Origin of the sequence: Pseudomonas entomophila, from assembly GCF_018417595.1 — a bacterium.
Classification (GTDB): Bacteria; Pseudomonadota; Gammaproteobacteria; order Pseudomonadales; family Pseudomonadaceae; genus Aquipseudomonas; species Aquipseudomonas entomophila_C.
In genome coordinates this window covers 4,875,135-4,894,671 of sequence record NZ_CP070982.1, presented here as the reverse complement: position 1 = coordinate 4,894,671, position 19,537 = coordinate 4,875,135, and the positions used below count along the sequence as shown (strand labels likewise).

Sequence of the window (19,537 nt, the reverse complement as noted above, 5' to 3'; positions counted from 1 at the left end):
CCGTTGATGAACTCCAGTCGCCCTTATCTGGTTCGAGCGCTGTACGAGTGGATCGTCGACAACGATTGCACCCCCCATATGCTGGTCAATGCCGAGTATCCGGCCGTCCAGGTGCCCCAAGGTTTCGCCAGTGATGGCCAGATCGTGCTGAACATCTCCCCAAGCGCCGTGCGCAGCCTGCACATGGACAATGAGGCGGTGAGCTTCGAGGGGCGCTTCGGTGGCGTGGCCCACACGCTGTATGTACCAATCGGCGCGATCCTGGGCATCTACGCCCGGGAGAATGGCCAGGGCATGGTCTTCGAGCTCGAGCCGCCACTCGACGATGAAGATGACCTGCCGGCTGATGAGGGGGTCGAACCGAATGACGATGGTCCGCCGGAGGGTGGTGGCCAGCCGCCACGTCCGAGCGGTCGACCCAGCCTCAAGGTGGTCAAGTAACAAAAAAGGCGATCCGGATGGATCGCCTTTTTTGTTACTGCTGTCGGATCACAGGTCCTTGATGCTTTGTACCTGGTCCTTGTTGATGCGGGTCGGCTTGCCGTCCAGCTGCTTGAACTCGTAGAAGCCCGAGGCGCGGTCGAATTCCGGCGTGTCGGTGGTCTGCAGTTCGCGGCCATCGTTGAGGGTGATCACGCTCGGGGTGGAGCAGCCGGCCAGGGTGGCGAAAGCGCCGATGAGCAGGGCGGGCAGCAGAAGCTTCTTCATGAGTGTTTCCTGGTTCTCGAGGGTTGTTCGCCGGCAAGGCGGCTCCTGCGCAGGTCTGCAGGAGCCGCCTTGGCGGCGAAGGGGTCAGTCGATGTATTCGAACAGCTTGACGATCTTCTGCACGCCCGAGACGCCCTGTACCACATTGGTGGCGGCGTTGGCCTCTTGCTGCCTGACCAGGCCGAGCAGGTAGACGATGCCGTTTTCGGTGATCACCTTGATGCGTGAACTGGGAACGCTCTCGTCGGTCAGCATCTGGGTCTTGATCTTGGTGGTCAGCCAAGCGTCGTTGTTGCGCGCGAGGATGGAAGAAGGCTGGATGACCTGCAGCTCGTTGTGCACCTTCTTGACCCGCTGGACCTGGCTGGCGGTCTGCTCGGCCAGGGACTTGAGGTCGGCGCGCGGGGTCTGGCCGGCGAGCAGTACAACGCCGTTGTAGCTGCTGACGACGATGTGCGAACCCTTGTCCAGCTCAGGGTTGGCCTTGGCAATGTTGACCGAGACCTTGGTTTCGATCAGCGAATCGTCGATCTTGCTGCCGATGGTGCGGGTGCCGCGGTCATCCTCGATGGGCGAGTTGCGGGTCGAGGTCAATACCGAGCTGCAGCCGGAGAGGCTCAGGCACAGGGTGAGGGCCATCAGGCCGAGACGCTTGGGGATCATTCTTCACTCCCGAACAGTTGGCTGTCGATCAGGTCGCACAAGCAGTGGATCGCCAGCAGGTGGACTTCCTGGATGCGTGCGGTGACCGTCGAGGGAACGCGGATCTCCACGTCCTCGGGCAGCAGCAGTGACGCCATGCCGCCGCCGTCGCGGCCGGTCAGGGCGACGACAATCATTTCGCGGTCATGGGCGGCCTGTATCGCCTGGATCACGTTGGCCGAATTACCGCTGGTGGAGATCGCCAGCAGGACGTCGCCGGGTTGGCCCAGGGCGCGAATCTGCTTCGAAAAGACTTCGTTGTAGCTGTAGTCGTTGGCGATCGAGGTGAGCGTGGAGCTGTCGGTGGTCAGGGCGATGGCTGGCAGGCTCGGGCGCTCGCGCTCGAAGCGGTTGAGCAGCTCCGAGGAAAAGTGCTGGGCGTCGCCGGCCGAGCCGCCATTGCCGCAGGCGAGCATCTTGCCGTCGCTGAGCAGGGCGTTGACCATGACCAGGCTGGCCTGCTCGATGTGGGGTGCCAGGATGTCCATTGCCTGTTGCTTGGTGTCGATGCTGGCCTGGAACAGCCGGCGAATTCGGGATTGCATGTCCATCTGGGTGACCTTAAGTAGGGCGGTGGCTGGCGCGACGCGCGACAGGGACCAGCCCGCGAAACATAGAGCTTGGAATTCGGATAGGGTTCAGCATTCGAAGGCGTTTTTCAGCCATTGAAGCGGTTGCCCCGCGTGCCCCTGGCCCTGCAGGGCGACAACATCGAAGCGGCAGGGTTTTTTGGCCCAGCGGGGTTCGCTCTGCAGGAAAAGGTTGGCGGCAAGCGTCAGTCGCTTCTGCTTGCGCCCATCGATACTGCCGAGCGCGCCACCAAAGCCCGCGTGCAACCGATAGCGGACTTCGACGAATACTACTGTATCGGCATCGAGCATGACCAGATCGAGCTCACCACCCTTGCATCGCCAGTTGCGGGCCAGCAGCCGCAGGCCCTGCCCTCGAAGGTGCTCGAGGGCGTGGTCTTCGGCGGCCTGGCCGGCGCAGGATGGCGACGCTTCGGGCATCAGCGAGGCGTATCCGGAAGGCGCTTGACCTGGCCGCCGGAGAACTCGGCCCAGGGCAATTGACGCTCGACACGCTGATTGGCGTTCATGCTCAGGCTGCCGGATTGGCCTTCGATTCGGTTGCCTGGCAGTGCCTTGAGCTGGTCCAGGCGAGGGGCCAGGCTATAGGCATCGACGCCCATGGCGTACAGGCGGCCGAGGCTGCCCGCAGCCTGGGGCCACTGTTGCACCACCTGCTGGCGCAGGCTATTGGTGCTGTCGAGCAGCCACGGGGTTTCGCAGAAGCGAATGCCGTTCATGTCGTTGTACTGGTTGACGTCACCGCTGGCGCTGTAGAGGTTCGAGGTGGCGTAGACCGGTACGTCGCCGGCGTACTGGAAGTTGAGGGTGGGTTTGATCTGCTGGGCTTGCTGCGGGGTGGCGGCCAGGAAGATGAAGTCGATGTCCTGCCGGCGCGACGGTTGTGCGGCGATGTTGCCACCCACAGTGCTCTGCAGGCTCTTGGCGCGGCCTTCGCTCTGGCGCAACTGGAACAGCTCGGCGATCTGCTGGGCCAGGGCGACTGGCTGGGCGATGCGTTCGGCGGCGAGCAGGGTGCCACCATTGGTTTCCCAATCCTTGCGGAAGGCGGCGAGCACGCGATCACCCCATTCACCGCTCGGGACCAGCGCAACCGCGCGGGCCATGCCGTCGGCGCGGGCGCGGCGGGCGACTTCGCGGGCTTCGTCCTCGGCGGCGAGACCGAACTGGAACAGTTGTGGCGGTGCTTTCTGGCCGGCGTCGGCGTAGTTCAGCGCCAGGGTGGTGATGGGCAGTTGCGGATAGGTGGCGAGCTTCTTCACCAGGGGTTTCTCCAGCGGGCCGACGACCAGTTGCACGCCAGCGGCCTGGGCCTGGCGGTAGAAGTCATCGAGCGAGGTGATGCGCGAGCTGTCGAACACCTGTACGGCAGGTGCCGGCTGGCCACCTTGCTGGGCCTGGAAGTGGGCGGCCATGAAGCCGTCGCGCAGGGCGCGGGCAACGCCTGCAAGCTGGCCTTCCTGCGGCAGCAGCAGGGCGATCTTGGTCAGTGGCTGGCTAGCCAGTTCCTTGAGTTTGGTCAGGGCCACCGGCAGTTGTTTCGACGCCGGGTGGTCGGGGTGTTGCTTGCGCCAGGCGTCGATGGCCGCTTGCTGCTGCTCCAGGGTGCCAGCGCTCTTGACTGCGAGTGCCAGGCTGGTCCAGCCGGCGAGCGTCGCATCGCTGGAGGGCTGCTGCAGTTGTTCGGCGGGCAGCGAGGCGACCAGGGCCCAGATGGCGTCATTGTTGGTGGCGGCTGCCTGGCCGCTGAGCAGTGGGGTCAGCAGTACGCGCTGCTGGGCGGCTGCCAGGGCCTGGCCGTCGGCTTCCAGTGCGGCGGCATGCACGCTGTAGGTGCGTGCCTGCTGTTCCTCAGGTAGTTCGCCGACGCGTTGCAGGCTCGGGTGGGCGAGGGCGGCAAGGGCGGCCTTGGGCTGGTTGCGGCTCATGGCCAGTTCGGCGGCCAGCGTGGAGGCGAACACTTGCTGCGCGGGCTTGAGCGAGTCCAGCGGCACCTGCTCGAGAATGCGGGCGGCGCGGGGGAAGTCCTTTTGCTTGTAGGCCAGGTCGGCGGCGCTCAGGCGCAGCAGCGCGGCGTCTTCAGCTGACTTGCTGGTGGCTGCCTTGTCGAGCAGTTGCTCGATGCTGGCGTCCGGGGTGCGTGGCAGTTCGCCCAGGCTGGATGAGGGCGAGCTGGCGCAGGCTGCCAGCAGGGCAGCGAGGCAGAGGGCTGTGAACAGCCGCAGGCAAGCGATCATGTAAAGGTCCTGTTACTCGATCAAGTTGGCCGACAATTGTACCCAAGCGGCGGTCCGGGCGCGATCTTGCCGATGCCGAACCTTCACTATAGGTGGCACTGGGCAGGTGAGCGGTGAAGTTCGTTGCGCCCTGTTACCGGCGCTCGGGCTACAATGGCGCCTTTGATCCGAAATGCAGGTGTGCGCAGTGACTGATGTTGCAGGGGCTTCGAAATCCACCATGGGAACGCTGTATGTGGTCGCCACGCCCATCGGCAACCTCGACGACATGAGCGCCAGGGCGCTGAAAGTGCTGGCCGATGTCAGCCTGATTGCCGCAGAGGACACTCGCCACTCGGTGCGCCTGCTCCAGCATTTCGGTATCGACACGCCATTGGCGGCCTGCCATGAGCACAACGAACGCGACGAAGGCAGTCGCTTCATCACCCGTTTGCTGGCCGGTGACGATGTGGCGTTGGTGTCCGATGCCGGTACGCCGCTGATTTCCGACCCGGGCTATCACCTGGTGCGCCAGGCGCGGGCGGCGGGTGTGCAGGTGGTGCCGGTGCCGGGTGCGTGTGCGCTGATCGCGGCGTTGTCGGCGGCGGGGCTGCCGTCGGACCGGTTCATCTTCGAGGGCTTCCTGCCGGCCAAGACAGCAGGGCGTCGGGCACGCCTGGAGCAAGTGAAGGAAGAACCGCGCACGTTGATTTTCTACGAGGCCCCGCATCGAATCCTGGAGTGCCTGGAGGATATGGAGGCGGTATTCGGTGGTGATCGGCCGGCGGTACTGGCGCGTGAAATCACCAAGACTTTCGAGACGCTGAAGGGCTTGCCGCTGGCCGAGCTGCGGGCGTTCGTGCAGGGCGACAGCAATCAGCAGCGGGGCGAATGCGTGGTGCTGGTGGCCGGTTGGAGCGCGCCTGAAGGTGAGCAGGCGATCAGCAACGAGGCGCAGCGTGTTCTGGATCTGCTGTTGGGAGAAATGCCGTTGAAGAAGGCTGCGGCACTGGCGGCCGAGATCACAGGGGTGCGCAAGAACCTGCTCTATCAGTTGGCGTTGGATAAACAGAAAGCCAGCTAATCGGGGCTTTCGAGGTGTTCGACGGTCAAGTTGCAGCGCCCATGAGATCGAGCACCGCCCGCGCGGCGCTCTATCTCAAGAATGCTGCAAGGCTGTCTCCAAACACCTGGCCGCCATCACGTGGTCAAGGAACTGTCCGGGGTTGCGGTGATGGCTAAGTGGTATTATTGTTACATCGCTTGTTCTTGAGCGCGCCTGCCGGTAATCTTGTCGGCGGAGAGTCGATCGGACAGTCGCTGCCGTCTTTTGTTCCGCAAGAGGCGGGGGAGGAAAGTCCGGGCTCCATAGGGCAGAGTGCCAGGTAACGCCTGGGAGGCGCGAGCCTACGGAAAGTGCCACAGAAAACAACCGCCTAAGCGCTTCGGCGCCGGTAAGGGTGAAAAGGTGCGGTAAGAGCGCACCGCACGACTGGCAACAGTTCGTGGCTAGGTAAACCCCACTCGGAGCAAGACCAAATAGGGTTCCATACGGCGTGGCCCGCGTCGGAACCGGGTAGGTTGCTAGAGGCGTCCAGTGATGGCCGTCGTAGAGGAATGACTGTCCTCGACAAAACCCGGCTTACAGATCGACTCTCCACCTCTCCCTCCCTGCTTGATTCGATAGCAGAAGCGCCTTGGTAATACCGAAAAAATCTTACTCTTAATAAATTACTTTAACTCTGCGCTCTATCCGCTTGAGTGGGTTTGATTTTTCTCGTCAGTTTTTCTCTTTCACACTCCTTTCACCTTCCAATGTTGCGCTAAATCGCCGTCCTGTAAGGGTTTTCCTTATGAACGTGCCTTGACGGTGTGGCGGGCGGATTCCTATAGTGTGCGCAAGTGGCAGAAAGTGGGATGAAGTGGGTTTTCTGGCACAAAAAAGCTAACATTGTGGGGAATCGCAGCCGTGTTCCGCGGAGCCAACGCCGTCAGCCTCGATGCCAAGGGCCGTCTCGCCATGCCGAGCCGGTACCGTGACGAGCTCGATTCGCGTTGCAATGGTCAGTTGATCGTGACCATCGACGCCGTTGACCCCTGCTTGTGTGTTTATCCCCTCGATGAGTGGGAACAGATAGAAGCCAAGTTGCGCGCCTTGCCGTCTTTGCGTGAGGAAAACCGCCGCCTGCAGCGTTTGCTGATCGGTAATGCGGTTGACCTGGAGCTCGACGGCAGCGGGCGTTTCCTGGTGCCGCCCCGCCTGCGCGAGTACGCCAAGCTCGACAAGAAGGCGATGCTGGTGGGGCAGCTGAACAAATTCCAGCTGTGGGACGAGGATGCCTGGAACGCGGTTTCGGCAGCCGACCTTGCAGCTATCCAACAACCGGGCGCCATGCCCGATGATTTGCGTGACCTGATCCTGTGACCATAGATAGCGGCTTCAACCACATCACCGTCCTCCTCGACGAAGCCGTCGAGGCATTGGCCCTGCGCGCCGACGGTTGCTATCTGGACGGCACCTTCGGGCGTGGCGGCCACAGCCGCCTGATCCTGAGCAAGCTCGGGCCGCAAGGGCGGCTGCTGGGGTTCGACAAGGATCCACAGGCGATTGCCACAGGGCAAGCGCTGGCGGCCGAAGACGGCCGCTTTGTCATTGTGCAGCGCAGCTTTGCCGAGTTGGGTTCTGAAGTCGCGGGGCGTGGTCTGGCCGGCAAGGTCAGCGGTATCCTGCTCGACCTCGGGGTGTCGTCGCCACAGCTGGATGACCCGGAGCGTGGCTTCAGCTTCCTCAATGACGGCCCGCTCGACATGCGCATGAACCCGAACCAGGGTATCAGCGCCGCCGAATTCATCGCCACCGCGCCTGTGGAGGAAATCGCCCGGGTGTTCAAGGAGTATGGCGAAGAGCGTTTTGCCGGGCGTATGGCCCGTGCGGTGGTGGAGCGTCGTGAAAAGCAACCGTTCACCCGCACTGCTGACCTGGCTGAGGTGCTCAAGGTCGCCAACCCAGCCTGGGAGAAGGGCAAGAACCCAGCGACCCGCGCGTTTCAGGGCCTTCGCATCCACGTCAACAACGAGCTGGGCGATCTGGAGACCGGTCTTGAGGCGGCGCTCGATGCGCTGGAGGTCGGCGGGCGTCTGGCTGTGATCAGCTTCCATTCCCTTGAAGACCGCATCGTCAAGCTGTTCATGCGCAAGCTGGTCAAGGGCGAGGCGGACAACCTGCCGCGCAACCTGCCGGTGCAGCACAAGACGTTCGAGCCGAAGATCAAGCTCATCGGCAAGGCGCAATTCGCCTCCGAGGCAGAGCTCAAGGCCAACCCGCGGTCGCGCAGCGCCGTGATGCGGGTGGCGGAGAAGCTGCGGTGAGCCGGCTGTTCGCCAAACCTTTGCCAGGCGGAAGCTTCCTGATGCTTTTGCTGTTCGTCGGTGTTCTGGTTTCGGCCATTGCCGTGTCTTACAGCGCCCACTGGAACCGCCAGTTGCTCAACACCCTGTACGGTGAATTGAGCGAGCGCGACAAAGCGCAGGCCGAATGGGGCCGCCTCATTCTTGAACAAAGCACCTGGACTGCCCACAGCCGGATCGAGACGTTGGCCAGCGAACAGCTGAAGATGCGCGTGCCGGCCGCTGACGAAGTACGGATGGTGGCGCCATGATGAAGCTCGAAGGCGCACTCTACCCCTGGCGTTTCCGCGTGGTCGTCGGCCTGCTGGCGTTGATGGTCGGCGCCATTTGCTGGCGCATCATCGACCTGCAGGTGGTCGATCGCGACTTCCTCAAGGGGCAGGGCGATGCCCGCAGCCTGCGGCATATCCCGATCCCCGCGCACCGTGGCCTGATCACCGACCGCAACGGCGAGCCGCTGGCCGTGAGCACGCCGGTCACCACCCTTTGGGCCAACCCCAAGGAGATGCAGGTGGCCAAGGACCGCTGGCCGCAGCTGGCCGCCGCCCTTGGGCAGAACCCGCAGCAATTGATCGAGCGCCTGACCCAGCAGGCCAGCAAGGAATTCATCTACCTGGTCCGTGGCCTGACCCCGGAGCAGGGGCAGCAGGTGCTCGACCTGAAAGTGCCCGGCGTGTATGGATTGGAAGAGTTCCGCCGCTTCTATCCGGCCGGTGATGTCACCGCGCACATGGTCGGTTTCACCGACCTGGACGACCACGGTCGCGAAGGGGTCGAGCTGGCCTACGACGAATGGCTGGCCGGCGTGCCCGGCAAGCGACAGGTGATCAAGGACCGGCGCGGCCGGCTGATCAAGGATATCCAGGTAACCAAGAACGCCAAGGCCGGCAAGACCTTGGCGTTGTCGATCGACCTGCGCCTGCAGTACCTGGCCACGCGCGAGCTGCGCAACGCCATCGCCGAGCAGGACGCCAAGGCCGGTAGCCTGGTGATCATGGACGTCAAGACCGGCGAGGTCCTGGCCATGGTCAACCAGCCAACCTACAACCCCAACAACCGCCGCAGCATGTTCCCGGCGGCGATGCGCAACCGGGCGATCATCGACGTCTTCGAGCCAGGCTCCACGGTCAAGCCGATCTCCATGAGCGCCGCGCTGCAGAGCGGCCGCTGGAAACCCACCGACAAGGTCGAGGTGTATCCGGGCAGCCTGCAGATCGGCCGCTACACCATCAAGGACGTATCGAAGAGCGAGGGCCCGATCCTCGACCTGACCGGCATCCTGATCAACTCCAGTAACGTCGGCATGAGCAAGATCGCCTTCGATATCGGTGGCGAGGCCATCTACCGGGTAATGTCGCAGGTTGGCCTCGGGCAGTACACCGGGTTGGGTTTCCCTGGCGAACGCGTCGGCAACCTGCCCAACCACCGCGAATGGCGCAAGGCCGAGACGGCAACCCTGTCGTACGGCTATGGCGTCTCGGTGACCGCCCTGCAACTGGTGCATGCCTACGCCGCCCTGGCCAACGACGGCAAGATGGTGCCGTTGTCGATTCTCAAGGTCGACAAGGCGCCGGAAGCGGTGCAGGCCATCCCGAAAGAAACCGCCGAAACCGTGCAGGGCATGCTGCAGCAGGTGATCGAGGCGCCGCGCGGTGTGTTCCGCGCCCAGGTGCCGTTCTATCACGTGGCCGGCAAGTCCGGTACGGCGCGTAAAGCCACCGTCGGTTCCAAGGGTTACACCGAGAACGCCTACCGCTCCCTGTTCGCCGGTTTCGGCCCGATGAGCGACCCGCGCTACGCCATCGTCGTGGTCATCGACGAGCCCGGCAAGGGCGGTTACTTCGGCGGCCTGGTCTCGGCCCCCGTATTCAGCAAAGTGATGTCGGGCACCCTGCGCCTGATGAACGTACCGCCGGACAACCTGCCGCCGCCTTCGACGCAGCAAGCCAGCGCAGTACCCGCCAAGGGAGGGCGAGGTTGATGACGATGCCATTGAGCAAACTGTTCGCCCATGCCAGCCGCGATCCGCTGATCCGCGAGCTGACACTGGACAGCCGCGCCGTGCGCCCGGGCGATCTGTTCCTGGCTGTGCCTGGCACTAAGGTCGACGGCCGCGCCCATATTGCCGACGCCCTGGCCCGTGGCGCCGCCGCAGTCGCCTACGAAGAGCAGGGCGCCAGTGTGCTGCCGATCACCGAGGTGCCTCTGATTCCGGTCAAGGGGCTGATTGGCCAGTTGTCGCAGATCGCTGGACGCTTCTATGGCGAGCCGAGTCGTCAGCTGGAGCTGGTCGGTGTCACTGGAACGAACGGCAAGACCAGCGTCACTCAACTGCTGGCCCAGGCGCTCGACGCCCTTGGGCAGCGTTGCGGCTTGATCGGCACCCTGGGTACCGGCTTCTATGGCGAGCTGCAGAGCGGCCGCCTGACCACGCCGGACCCCATCGCCGTGCAGGCGACGCTCAATGATCTGAAAAAAGGCGGCGCCAAGGCCGTGGCCATGGAGGTTTCCTCCCACGCCCTCGAGCAGGGCCGGGTCGCTGCGCTGGACTTCGACATCGCGGTAATGACCAACCTGTCCCGCGACCACCTTGACTACCACGGCAGCATGGAGGCCTACGAGGCCGCCAAGGCCAAGCTGTTCAACTGGTCGAGCCTGCGTGCACGTGTGGTCAACCTGGACGACGACTTCGGCCGTCGCCTGGCCGAGGCCCATGGCCAATCGCGCCTGATCAGCTACAGCCTGCAGGACCCGGCAGCGACGCTGTTCTGCAAGCAGGCCATCTTCAACGACGATGGCGTGCGCGCCGTGATCGTGACCCCGCAGGGCGAGCACGCTTTACGCAGTCGACTGCTGGGGCGTTTCAACCTGAGCAACATGCTCGCGGCCGTGGCCACTTTGCTCGCACTGGACTATCCACTGGACGAGATTCTCAAGGTCACCCCGCAGTTGCACGGGCCGATCGGTCGCATGCAGCGCCTGGGTGGCGGTGACAAGCCGTTGGTGGTGGTCGACTATGCCCATACACCGGATGCCCTGGAGAAAGTGCTGGAGGCCCTGCGCCCGCACGCCCACGGCAAGCTGCTGTGCCTGTTCGGCTGCGGTGGCGACCGTGACAGCGGCAAGCGTCCGCTGATGGCGGCAGTGGCCGAGCGCCTGGCCGATCGCGTGCTGGTCACCGACGACAACCCGCGTACCGAAGACCCGCTACGCATCTTCGATGACATTCGCCCTGGTTTCGCCAAGCCCGACGACGTCGAGTTCGTCGCCGGCCGAGGCGAGGCCATCGCCCACCTGATCGCCACTGCCGCCGCCGACGATGTCATCGTCCTGGCAGGCAAGGGGCATGAGGATTACCAGGAGATCAATGGCGAACGCCATGACTTCTCCGACCTGGTCGAAGCCGAGAAGGCACTTGCAGCCTGGGAGGCTCCACATGCTTAAGCCCATGACACTCAACCAGCTGACCACGGCACTGGGTGCTCGCCACGTCGGGGCCGATGCCAGCTTCACTGGCGTCAGCATCGACAGTCGCAGCGTTGGTGCGGGGCAGCTGTTCGTTGCGCTGGCCGGCCCGCGTTTCGATGGCCACGACTACCTGGCCGATGTGAAAGCCAAGGGGGCTGTCGCCGCGCTGGTCGAGCGCGAGATCGCCGATGTCGACCTGCCGCAGTTGGTGGTTGCCGATAGCCGCCTGGCCCTGGGGCAGCTCGGTGCGTTGAACCGTGCGGCTTTCGACAAACCGGTCGTCGCCATCACCGGCTCCAGCGGCAAGACCACGGTGAAGGAAATGCTCGCGGCGATCCTGCGTACCCGTGGTCCGGTACATGCTACCCGCGGCAATCTGAACAACGACCTGGGCGCGCCGCTGACGCTGCTGGAGATCGCCCCCGAGCACAGCGCCGCGGTCATTGAGCTGGGCGCTTCGCGTATTGGCGAGATTCGCTATACCGTCGGTTTGACCAAGCCGCAGGTGGTCATCATCAACAACGCCGGGACTGCCCATGTTGGCGAGTTCGGCGGTCCGGAGAAGATCGTCGAAGCCAAGGGCGAAATTCTCGAAGGCCTGGGCGAGGGTGGCACGGCCATTCTCAACCTGGCCGACAAGGCCTTCGACATCTGGCGCAAGCGTGCGGGGACCCACCGGATCCTGAGCTTTGCACTGGACAACCCACAGGCCGATTTCCACGCCAGCGACATCGGTCGCGACGCCCGTGGCTGCCCGTCGTTCACCTTGCACGGTCCGGACGGCAGCGTCCCGGTGCAATTGAACCTGCTGGGCATCCACAACGTCAGCAATGCCCTGGCCGCCGCCGCCGCCGCCCATGCCGTTGGTCTGAGCCTGAGTGGCATCGCCGCCGGCCTGAATGCCGTGCAACCGGTCAAGGGCCGTACCGTGGCGCAGGTCGCCCCCAGCGGCGCGCGGGTGATCGACGACAGCTACAACGCAAATCCCACCTCCATGTGCGCGGCCATTGATATACTCGCCGGCTTTTCCGGACGCACCGTCCTGGTGCTCGGGGATATCGGCGAACTGGGGCAATGGGCGGAGGAAGGCCACCGTCAGGTGGGCGACTACGCGCGTGGCAAGGTCGACGCGCTGTACGCGGTGGGCAACAACATGGTCCATGCGGTCAAGGCGTTCGGCGAAAAAGGGCGCCATTTCGCTACTCAAGCTGAGCTGATCGATGCCGTTCGCGCGGAAGCAGCCAGCGACACCACTATCTTGATCAAGGGCTCGCGCAGCGCTGCGATGGAAAACGTCGTGGCCGCACTGTGCGGTGCCAGCGGGGAGAAACATTAATGCTGCTGCTGTTGGCTGAGTATCTGCAACAGTTCCACAAGGGCTTCGCGGTCTTCCAGTACCTCACGCTGCGCGGAATCCTGGGTGTGCTGACCGCGTTGTCCCTGGCCCTTTGGTTGGGCCCGTGGATGATCCGTACCCTGCAGATCCGCCAGATCGGTCAGGCCGTGCGTAACGACGGCCCGCAATCGCACCTGTCGAAGTCCGGCACCCCCACCATGGGTGGCGCGCTGATCCTGTCTGCCATCGCCATCAGCACCCTGCTGTGGGCCGATCTGACCAACCGCTACGTGTGGGTGGTCCTGATCGTCACCCTGGCGTTCGGCGCCATCGGCTGGGTCGACGACTACCGCAAGGTGATCGAAAAGAATTCCCGCGGCCTTCCGAGCCGCTGGAAGTATTTCTGGCAGTCGGTGTTCGGCCTGGCCGCGGCGATCTTCCTGTACAAGACCGCTCCCACCAGCGTCGAGACCACGCTGATCATCCCGATGCTCAAGGACCTGGCCATCCCGCTGGGGGCCGGGTTCATCGTGCTCACCTATTTCGTCATCGTCGGTTCCAGCAACGCGGTCAACCTGACCGACGGCCTCGATGGCCTGGCGATCATGCCGACGGTGATGGTCGGCGGCGCCCTGGGCATCTTCTGCTACCTGTCGGGCAACGTGAAGTTCGCCGAGTACCTGCTGATCCCCTATGTGCCGGGCGCGGGCGAGCTGATCGTGTTCTGCGGCGCGCTGATCGGCGCGGGCCTGGGTTTCCTGTGGTTCAACACTTACCCGGCCCAGGTGTTCATGGGCGACGTTGGCGCGCTGGCGCTGGGCGCGGCGTTGGGCACCATCGCCGTGATCGTCCGCCAGGAAGTCGTCCTGTTCATCATGGGCGGCGTGTTCGTGATGGAAACCCTGTCGGTGGTCATTCAGGTGGCGTCTTTCAAACTCACCGGCAAGCGTGTGTTCCGCATGGCGCCGATCCATCATCACTTTGAACTCAAGGGCTGGCCCGAGCCGCGCGTGATCGTGCGCTTCTGGATCATCACCGTGATCCTGGTGCTGATCGGCCTTGCCACCCTGAAACTGAGGTAAACGAGCGTGTCACTGATCGCTTCCGACCAATTCCGCATCGTTGTCGGCCTCGGCAAGAGCGGCATGTCCCTGGTTCGCTTCCTGGCGAGCCGGGGCATTGCCTTTGCGGTCGCCGACACCCGCGAGCAACCGCCGGAACTGGACACCCTGCGCCGTGACTACCCGCAGGTGGAAGTGCGTTGTGGCGAGTTGGACGTGGACTTCCTCTGCCGCGCCAACGAACTGTACGTGAGCCCCGGTCTGGCCCTGGCCACCCCGGCCCTGCAGCAGGCGGCGGCACGCGGCGTGACGCTGTCCGGTGATATCGAGCTGTTCGCCCGCCACGCAAAAGCGCCGATCATCGCGATCAGTGGCTCCAACGCCAAGAGCACCGTGACCACCCTGGTCGGCGAGATGGCCGCCAAGGCAGGCAAACGTGTGGCGGTGGGTGGCAACCTGGGCACGCCGGCGCTGGACCTGCTCGACGACAGCGTTGAGCTGTACGTGCTCGAATTGTCCAGCTTCCAGCTGGAGACCACCGACCAGCTCAACGCTGAAGTGGCCACCGTGCTGAACATCAGCGAAGACCACATGGATCGCTACAGCGGCCTGCCGGCCTATCACCTGGCCAAGCACCGGATCTTCCGCGGTGCCCGCCAGGTGGTGGTGAATCGCCAGGATGCCCTGAGCCGTCCGCTGCCGGTCGAAGGTCGCCCGAGCTGGAGCTTTGGTCTGAATGCGCCGGACTTCAAGTCCTTCGGTCTACGGGACGTCGACGGCGAGAAGTACCTGGCCTTCGAATTCCAGACGCTCATGCCGGTGCGTGAGTTGAAGATCCGTGGCGCCCACAACCAGAGCAATGCCCTGGCCGCGCTGGCCCTTGGTCATGCCGCCGGTCTGCCGTTCGAGCCCATGCTCGAGGCATTGCGCGAGTTCAAGGGCCTGGCCCATCGCTGCCAGTGGGTCCGTGAACGCAATGGCGTGAACTGGTACGACGATTCCAAGGCCACCAACGTCGGTGCCGCCTTGGCCGCCATCGAAGGCTTGGGTGCCGATATCGAGGGCAAGCTGGTGCTGATCGCCGGTGGCGATGGCAAGGGCGCAGACTTCGCCGCCTTGCGCGAGCCGGTGGCCCGGCATTGCCGCGCCGTGGTGCTGCTTGGCCGTGACGCCGAGCGCCTGGCCGAAACCTTGGGCGATGCCGTGCCGCAAGTGCGGGTCAAGACCCTCGACGAAGCCGTGCAACGCTGTGCCGAACTCGCCCAGCCAGGTGATGCAGTGCTGCTGTCACCTGCCTGCGCCAGCCTCGACATGTTCAAGAACTTCGAAGAACGCGGGCGCCTGTTCGCGCAGGCAGCGGAGGGGCTGGCATGATCTTCGGCATCCTCAAACCCTACCCGTCGCCGCTGATCAGCGGCCGTGGCATCGACCTGGACTTCCCGCTGCTGGCCGGCTGCCTGGCGCTGCTCGGCCTGGGCCTGGTGATGATCACTTCGGCCTCCTCGGAAGTGGCCGCGGTGCAGTCGGGCAACCCGCTGTATCACATGATCCGTCACCTGGTGTACGTCACCCTCGGCCTGGGCGCCGGGGTGATGACCATGATGGTGCCGATCGCCACCTGGCAGCGCATGGGTTTCCTCATGCTGATCGGCGCCTTCGGCCTGCTCGTACTGGTGCTGGTACCGGGCATCGGCCGCGAGGTGAACGGTTCGATGCGCTGGATCGGCTTCAGCTTTTTCAACGTCCAGCCCTCCGAGATCGCCAAGGTCTTCGTGGTCATCTACCTGGCCGGCTATCTGGTGCGCCGGCAGACCGAGGTGCGCGAGAGCTGGATGGGCTTCTTCAAGCCGTTCATCGTGCTGTTGCCGATGGCGGGCCTGCTGCTGATGGAGCCGGACTTCGGTGCCACGGTGGTGATGATGGGCGCTGCGGCGGCCATGCTGTTCCTCGGTGGGGTGGGGCTGTTCCGCTTCTCGCTGATGGTGGTGCTGGCGGTCATTTCGGTGGTGGTCCTGGTCCAGGCCCAGCCTTACCGGATGGCGCGCCTGATCACGTTTACCGACCCCTGGTCCGACCAGTTCGGTTCCGGCTACCAGCTGACCCAGGCACTGATCGCCTTCGGCCGCGGCGAATGGCTGGGCGTGGGCCTGGGCAACAGCGTGCAGAAACAGTTCTACCTGCCCGAGGCGCACACCGACTTCGTGTTCTCGGTGCTGGCCGAGGAACTGGGCGTGGTCGGCTCGCTGCTGACCATCGCGCTGTTCGTCTTCGTCACGGTTCGTGCCCTGTACATCGGCCTGTGGGCGGAGAAGGCCAAGCAGTTCTTCGCCGCCTACATGGCCTTCGGCCTGTCGTTCCTGTGGATCGGCCAGTTCCTGATCAACATCGGCGTGAACGTCGGCCTGCTGCCCACCAAGGGCCTGACCCTGCCATTCCTCAGCTACGGGGGCAGTTCGCTGGTGATCTGCTGCGCCTGTGTGGGGCTGTTGCTACGGATCGAGTGGGAAAGCCGCACGCACCTGGGCAGCGAGGAACATGAATTCAAGGAGAGCGATTTTGCCGAGGAGACCAGCCATGGCCGCTGACGGCAAGAACGTGTTGATCATGGCCGGCGGCACCGGGGGGCATGTGTTCCCGGCCCTGGCCTGTGCCCGCGAGTTCCAGGCCCGTGGCTACAGCGTGCACTGGCTGGGCACCCCGCGTGGTATCGAAAACGAGCTGGTGCCCCAGGCGGGGTTGCCGTTGCACCTGATCCAGGTCACCGGCCTGCGTGGCAAGGGCAAACTGTCGCTGCTCAAGGCGCCGTTCACCCTGGTCAAGGCGGTGCTGCAGGCGCGGCGCATCGTACGTGAACTCAAGCCGGTCTGCGTGATCGGCTTCGGTGGTTATGTGACCGGCCCCGGCGGCGTCGCCGCGAAGCTGTGCGGCGTGCCGCTGGTCATTCACGAGCAGAACGCCCGCGCCGGCACCGCCAACCGCCTGCTGGTGCCACTGGCGGCCCGCGTCTGCGAAGCGTTCCCGGGCACCTTCGAGGCCAGCGACAAGCTGCGTACCACCGGCAACCCGGTGCGCCCGGAGCTGTTCATGGATGCGCAGCGCGCGCCCCTGGCCGAACGCCGTGCGCGCCTGTTGGTCATGGGCGGCAGCCTGGGTGCGGAACCATTGAACAAATTGTTGCCTAAGGCCTTGTCCGAGGTGCCCGCGAGCCTGCGGCCAGAGGTGTTCCACCAGGCCGGCAAGAACCACGCGCCGACCACCGCCGAGCGTTATCACGAGGCGGGTGTCGAGGCTCAGGTAGAGCCGTTTATCAAAGACATGGCCCACGCCTATGGCTGGGCCGACATGGTGGTGTGCCGGGCCGGCGCCCTGACCGTCAGCGAGCTCGCGGCGGCGGGCTTGCCCTCGATGCTGGTGCCCTTGCCCCACGCGATCGACGACCACCAGACCCACAACGCCCAATATCTGGCTCGTGAAGGCGCCGCCTTCCTGATGCCGCAAGCGACAACTGGCGCAGCGCAGCTCGCTGAACGCCTGAACGAGGTGCTGATGCAACCCGAGAAACTCAACACCATGGCCGGCACCGCGCGTCGCCTGGCCAAACCTGCCGCAACCAGCACCGTGGTCGATATCTGCCTGGAGGTGGCCCATGGTTGAGAGCCAGAAAGCCATGCCGCAACCGAAGATGGGCCGTATCCGTCGCATTCACTTCGTCGGTATCGGCGGCGTGGGCATGTGCGGCATCGCCGAGGTGCTGTTGAACCTGGGCTATGAAGTGTCCGGTTCCGACCTCAAGGCTTCGCCGGTCACCGAGCGCCTGGAGTCGTTCGGCGCCGAGATCTTCGTCGGCCACCGTGCCGAGAACGCCGCCAGCGCCGACGTGCTGGTGGTGTCCAGCGCGATCAACCCGGCCAACCCGGAAGTCGCCACCGCGCTGGAGCGCCGTATTCCGGTAGTGCCGCGTGCCGAAATGCTCGCCGAGCTGATGCGCTATCGCCATGGCGTGGCCGTTGCCGGTACCCACGGCAAGACCACCACCACCAGCCTGCTGGCCTCGGTGTTTGCAGCGGGCGGCCTGGACCCGACGTTCGTCATCGGCGGTCGTCTGACTGCGGCGGGCACCAATGCCCAGCTGGGCACCAGCCGCTACCTGATCGCCGAAGCCGATGAAAGCGACGCCAGCTTCCTGCACCTGCAGCCGATGGTCGCCGTGGTCACCAATATCGACGCCGACCACATGGCCACCTACGAAGGTGACTTCAACAAGCTGAAGAAGACCTTTGTCGAGTTTCTGCACAACCTGCCGTTCTATGGGCTGGCGGTGATGTGCCTGGACGACCCGGTCGTGCGTGAGATCCTGCCGCAGGTCAAGCGCCCGACCGTCACCTATGGCTTTAGCGAAGAGGCCGACATCCGCGCCATCAACGTGCGCCAGCAGGGCATGCAGACCCACTTCACCGTGCTGCGCCGCGACTGCGAGCCGCTCGAGGTGTCGGTGAACATGCCGGGCAACCACAACGTGCTCAATGCCCTGGCCACCATCGCCATCGCCACCGACGAAGGTATCAGCGACGAAGCCATCGTCCAGGGCCTGTCCGGCTTCCAGGGCGTCGGCCGACGCTTCCAGGTGTATGGCGAGCTGCCAGTCGATGGTGGCAGCGTGATGCTGGTCGACGACTATGGTCACCACCCGACCGAGGTCGCTGCGGTGATCAAGGCCGTGCGTGGCGGCTGGCCGAGCCGCCGCCTGGTCATTGTCTACCAGCCACACCGCTACAGCCGCACCCGCGACCTGTATGACGATTTCGTACAGGTGCTGGGCGATGCCAACGTGCTGCTGCTGATGGAGGTCTACCCGGCCGGCGAAGAGCCGATCCCCGGTGCCGACAGTCGCCAGCTGTGCCACAGCATCCGCCAGCGCGGCAAGCTCGACCCGATCTACATCGAACGTGGCGCCGAACTCGCGCCGCTGGTCAAGCCGCTGCTGCGCGCCGGCGACATCCTGATCTGCCAGGGTGCCGGTGATGTCGGCGGCCTGGCTCCGCAATTGATGAAAAGCCCGCTGTTCGCAGGCGCCAAGCAGGAGAAGTCGAAATGACCAGCGCCTACGACAAGCTTCACTCCACCCTCGACGTCAAGGCCTTCGGCCGTGTCGCCGTGCTCTACGGCGGCAAGAGCGCCGAGCGTGAGGTCTCGCTGAAATCCGGCGCGGCGGTGATCGAAGCGCTGACCAGCGCCGGTGTCGACGTGGTCGCCATCGATGTGGGCGACGATCTGCTGGATCGCCTGCAACGCGAGCAGATCGACCGCGCCTTCATCATCCTCCACGGCCGTGGCGGTGAAGACGGCAGCATGCAGGGCCTGCTCGAATGCCTGGGGATCCCCTACACCGGCAGCGGCATCCTCGCCTCGGCACTGGCCATGGACAAACTGCGCACCAAGCAGGTGTGGCAGAGCCTGGGTATCCCCACGCCACGCCACGCGGTGCTGGCCAGCGAGCAGGACTGCGTTGCCGCCAGCGCGGAACTGGGTTTCCCGTTGATCGTCAAACCTGCCCATGAAGGTTCGAGCATCGGCATGGCCAAGGTGAACAGCGAGCAGGAACTGGTCGCCGCCTGGAAAGACGCCGCCAAGTACGATTCGCAAGTGCTGGTCGAGCAGTGGATCCATGGCCCGGAGTACACCATCGCCGTGCTGCGTGGCCAGGTGCTGCCGCCGATCGCGCTGGGCACCCCGCACGTGTTCTACGACTACGACGCCAAGTACATCGCCAATGACACCCAGTACCGCATCCCGTGTGGCCTGGACAGTGTCAAGGAGCAAGAGCTGATCGACCTGACCGCGCGCGCCTGCGATGCCATCGGCATCGAGGGTTGGGGCCGGCTGGACGTGATGCAGGACGAGCAGGGCCGGTTCTGGCTGCTCGAAGTCAACACCGCACCCGGCATGACCGACCATAGCCTGGTGCCCATGGCGGCCCGCGCGGCCGGCCTGGACTTCCAGCAGTTGGTGCTGGCGATCCTCGCCGACAGCGTAGCGACGCGAGGTTAA

19 protein-coding genes and 1 other RNA gene are annotated in these 19,537 nt (G+C 64.5%); 15 read left to right on the top strand and 5 right to left on the bottom strand.

Going from position 1 to position 19,537, the window contains the following annotated elements:
* Positions 1 to 6: 6 nt before the first annotated feature.
* The gene (locus tag JYG34_RS21390; RefSeq protein WP_213658228.1) at positions 7 to 441 is read left to right on the top strand and encodes a ClpXP protease specificity-enhancing factor; all 435 of its coding nucleotides are present in this window, start codon (positions 7 to 9) and stop codon (positions 439 to 441) included.
* Between the two features lie 48 nt (positions 442 to 489).
* Here JYG34_RS21390 and JYG34_RS21385 read toward each other — a convergent pair whose 3' ends face one another.
* The 5 genes from JYG34_RS21385 to JYG34_RS21365 form a co-directional block, all read right to left on the bottom strand.
* Positions 490 to 708: a YgdI/YgdR family lipoprotein gene (locus tag JYG34_RS21385; RefSeq protein WP_011535552.1), complete on the bottom strand. Its 219-nt coding sequence runs from the start codon at positions 706 to 708 to the stop codon at positions 490 to 492.
* An 84-nt stretch (positions 709 to 792) separates the two neighbouring features.
* On the bottom strand, positions 793 to 1,371 hold the full coding sequence (locus JYG34_RS21380) for a BON domain-containing protein (protein ID WP_213658227.1): 579 nt from the start codon (positions 1,369 to 1,371) through the stop codon (positions 793 to 795).
* Positions 1,368 to 1,961, bottom strand: a complete 594-nt coding sequence (locus JYG34_RS21375; RefSeq protein WP_011535550.1) for a phosphoheptose isomerase — start codon at positions 1,959 to 1,961, stop codon at positions 1,368 to 1,370. Before JYG34_RS21375 ends, JYG34_RS21380 begins: the two co-directional genes overlap by 4 nt.
* 87 nt (positions 1,962 to 2,048) lie before the next feature.
* A complete protein-coding gene (locus tag JYG34_RS21370) occupies positions 2,049 to 2,420 on the bottom strand; it encodes a YraN family protein (RefSeq protein ID WP_213658226.1) in 372 nt (123 codons plus the stop codon).
* Entirely contained in the window at positions 2,420 to 4,237 is a 1,818-nt protein-coding gene (locus tag JYG34_RS21365) for a penicillin-binding protein activator (protein WP_213658225.1), read from the bottom strand. The genes JYG34_RS21370 and JYG34_RS21365 overlap by 1 nt, the downstream gene beginning before the upstream one ends.
* A gap of 220 nt (positions 4,238 to 4,457) precedes the next feature.
* Between JYG34_RS21365 and rsmI the strand changes: the two genes are divergently transcribed.
* From rsmI to JYG34_RS21295, 14 genes are all read left to right on the top strand, one after another.
* Positions 4,458 to 5,300 carry a 16S rRNA (cytidine(1402)-2'-O)-methyltransferase gene (gene rsmI, locus JYG34_RS21360; RefSeq protein WP_213658224.1) on the top strand — a complete coding sequence of 281 codons (843 nt, stop codon included), beginning with the start codon at positions 4,458 to 4,460 and terminating at the stop codon, positions 5,298 to 5,300.
* Positions 5,301 to 5,517: 217 nt separating this feature from the next.
* Positions 5,518 to 5,877, top strand: an RNA gene (rnpB, locus tag JYG34_RS21355) — RNase P RNA component class A.
* 308 nt (positions 5,878 to 6,185) lie between these two features.
* The gene (gene mraZ, locus JYG34_RS21350; RefSeq protein ID WP_011535546.1) at positions 6,186 to 6,641 is read left to right on the top strand and encodes a division/cell wall cluster transcriptional repressor MraZ; all 456 of its coding nucleotides are present in this window, start codon (positions 6,186 to 6,188) and stop codon (positions 6,639 to 6,641) included.
* Entirely contained in the window at positions 6,638 to 7,585 is a 948-nt protein-coding gene (gene rsmH / locus JYG34_RS21345; RefSeq protein WP_434011146.1) for a 16S rRNA (cytosine(1402)-N(4))-methyltransferase RsmH, read from the top strand. Before mraZ ends, rsmH begins: the two co-directional genes overlap by 4 nt.
* A complete protein-coding gene (gene ftsL / locus JYG34_RS21340; RefSeq protein ID WP_213658223.1) occupies positions 7,582 to 7,875 on the top strand; it encodes a cell division protein FtsL in 294 nt (97 codons plus the stop codon). Before rsmH ends, ftsL begins: the two co-directional genes overlap by 4 nt.
* Positions 7,875 to 9,605 (top strand): peptidoglycan D,D-transpeptidase FtsI family protein, encoded by a 1,731-nt coding sequence (locus JYG34_RS21335; RefSeq protein ID WP_213661239.1) that lies wholly within the window; start codon positions 7,875 to 7,877, stop codon positions 9,603 to 9,605. The genes ftsL and JYG34_RS21335 overlap by 1 nt, the downstream gene beginning before the upstream one ends.
* Positions 9,605 to 11,068, top strand: coding sequence for a UDP-N-acetylmuramoyl-L-alanyl-D-glutamate--2,6-diaminopimelate ligase (locus JYG34_RS21330; protein ID WP_213658222.1), 1,464 nt, complete (start codon positions 9,605 to 9,607; stop codon positions 11,066 to 11,068). The genes JYG34_RS21335 and JYG34_RS21330 overlap by 1 nt, the downstream gene beginning before the upstream one ends.
* Entirely contained in the window at positions 11,061 to 12,428 is a 1,368-nt protein-coding gene (locus JYG34_RS21325) for a UDP-N-acetylmuramoyl-tripeptide--D-alanyl-D-alanine ligase (protein ID WP_213658221.1), read from the top strand. The genes JYG34_RS21330 and JYG34_RS21325 overlap by 8 nt, the downstream gene beginning before the upstream one ends.
* Positions 12,428 to 13,510 (top strand): phospho-N-acetylmuramoyl-pentapeptide-transferase, encoded by a 1,083-nt coding sequence (gene mraY / locus JYG34_RS21320; RefSeq protein WP_011535540.1) that lies wholly within the window; start codon positions 12,428 to 12,430, stop codon positions 13,508 to 13,510. The genes JYG34_RS21325 and mraY overlap by 1 nt, the downstream gene beginning before the upstream one ends.
* A 6-nt stretch (positions 13,511 to 13,516) precedes the next feature.
* A complete protein-coding gene (gene murD, locus JYG34_RS21315; RefSeq protein ID WP_213658220.1) occupies positions 13,517 to 14,863 on the top strand; it encodes a UDP-N-acetylmuramoyl-L-alanine--D-glutamate ligase in 1,347 nt (448 codons plus the stop codon).
* Positions 14,860 to 16,074 carry a putative lipid II flippase FtsW gene (ftsW, locus tag JYG34_RS21310; protein WP_011535538.1) on the top strand — a complete coding sequence of 405 codons (1,215 nt, stop codon included), beginning with the start codon at positions 14,860 to 14,862 and terminating at the stop codon, positions 16,072 to 16,074. Before murD ends, ftsW begins: the two co-directional genes overlap by 4 nt.
* The gene (gene murG / locus JYG34_RS21305; RefSeq protein WP_213658219.1) at positions 16,064 to 17,143 is read left to right on the top strand and encodes an undecaprenyldiphospho-muramoylpentapeptide beta-N-acetylglucosaminyltransferase; all 1,080 of its coding nucleotides are present in this window, start codon (positions 16,064 to 16,066) and stop codon (positions 17,141 to 17,143) included. Before ftsW ends, murG begins: the two co-directional genes overlap by 11 nt.
* Positions 17,136 to 18,584 carry a UDP-N-acetylmuramate--L-alanine ligase gene (gene murC / locus JYG34_RS21300; RefSeq protein WP_213658218.1) on the top strand — a complete coding sequence of 483 codons (1,449 nt, stop codon included), beginning with the start codon at positions 17,136 to 17,138 and terminating at the stop codon, positions 18,582 to 18,584. Before murG ends, murC begins: the two co-directional genes overlap by 8 nt.
* Positions 18,581 to 19,537 (top strand): D-alanine--D-alanine ligase, encoded by a 957-nt coding sequence (locus JYG34_RS21295; RefSeq protein ID WP_213658217.1) that lies wholly within the window; start codon positions 18,581 to 18,583, stop codon positions 19,535 to 19,537. The genes murC and JYG34_RS21295 overlap by 4 nt, the downstream gene beginning before the upstream one ends.

Coding starts and splice junctions, on each gene's coding strand:
- JYG34_RS21380 (WP_213658227.1), bottom strand. CDS start 1,371: ATGATCCCCAAGCGTCTCGGCCTGATGGCCCTCACCCTGTGCCTGAGC.
- JYG34_RS21365 (WP_213658225.1), bottom strand. CDS start 4,237: ATGATCGCTTGCCTGCGGCTGTTCACAGCCCTCTGCCTCGCTGCCCTG.
- JYG34_RS21375 (WP_011535550.1), bottom strand. CDS start 1,961: ATGGACATGCAATCCCGAATTCGCCGGCTGTTCCAGGCCAGCATCGAC.
- JYG34_RS21330 (WP_213658222.1), top strand. CDS start 9,605: ATGACGATGCCATTGAGCAAACTGTTCGCCCATGCCAGCCGCGATCCG.
- JYG34_RS21325 (WP_213658221.1), top strand. CDS start 11,061: ATGCTTAAGCCCATGACACTCAACCAGCTGACCACGGCACTGGGTGCT.
- rsmI (WP_213658224.1), top strand. CDS start 4,458: ATGGGAACGCTGTATGTGGTCGCCACGCCCATCGGCAACCTCGACGAC.
- JYG34_RS21390 (WP_213658228.1), top strand. CDS start 7: ATGAACTCCAGTCGCCCTTATCTGGTTCGAGCGCTGTACGAGTGGATC.
- JYG34_RS21295 (WP_213658217.1), top strand. CDS start 18,581: ATGACCAGCGCCTACGACAAGCTTCACTCCACCCTCGACGTCAAGGCC.
- JYG34_RS21385 (WP_011535552.1), bottom strand. CDS start 708: ATGAAGAAGCTTCTGCTGCCCGCCCTGCTCATCGGCGCTTTCGCCACC.
- murC (WP_213658218.1), top strand. CDS start 17,136: ATGGTTGAGAGCCAGAAAGCCATGCCGCAACCGAAGATGGGCCGTATC.
- ftsW (WP_011535538.1), top strand. CDS start 14,860: ATGATCTTCGGCATCCTCAAACCCTACCCGTCGCCGCTGATCAGCGGC.
- JYG34_RS21335 (WP_213661239.1), top strand. CDS start 7,875: ATGAAGCTCGAAGGCGCACTCTACCCCTGGCGTTTCCGCGTGGTCGTC.
- murG (WP_213658219.1), top strand. CDS start 16,064: ATGGCCGCTGACGGCAAGAACGTGTTGATCATGGCCGGCGGCACCGGG.
- mraY (WP_011535540.1), top strand. CDS start 12,428: ATGCTGCTGCTGTTGGCTGAGTATCTGCAACAGTTCCACAAGGGCTTC.
- JYG34_RS21370 (WP_213658226.1), bottom strand. CDS start 2,420: ATGCCCGAAGCGTCGCCATCCTGCGCCGGCCAGGCCGCCGAAGACCAC.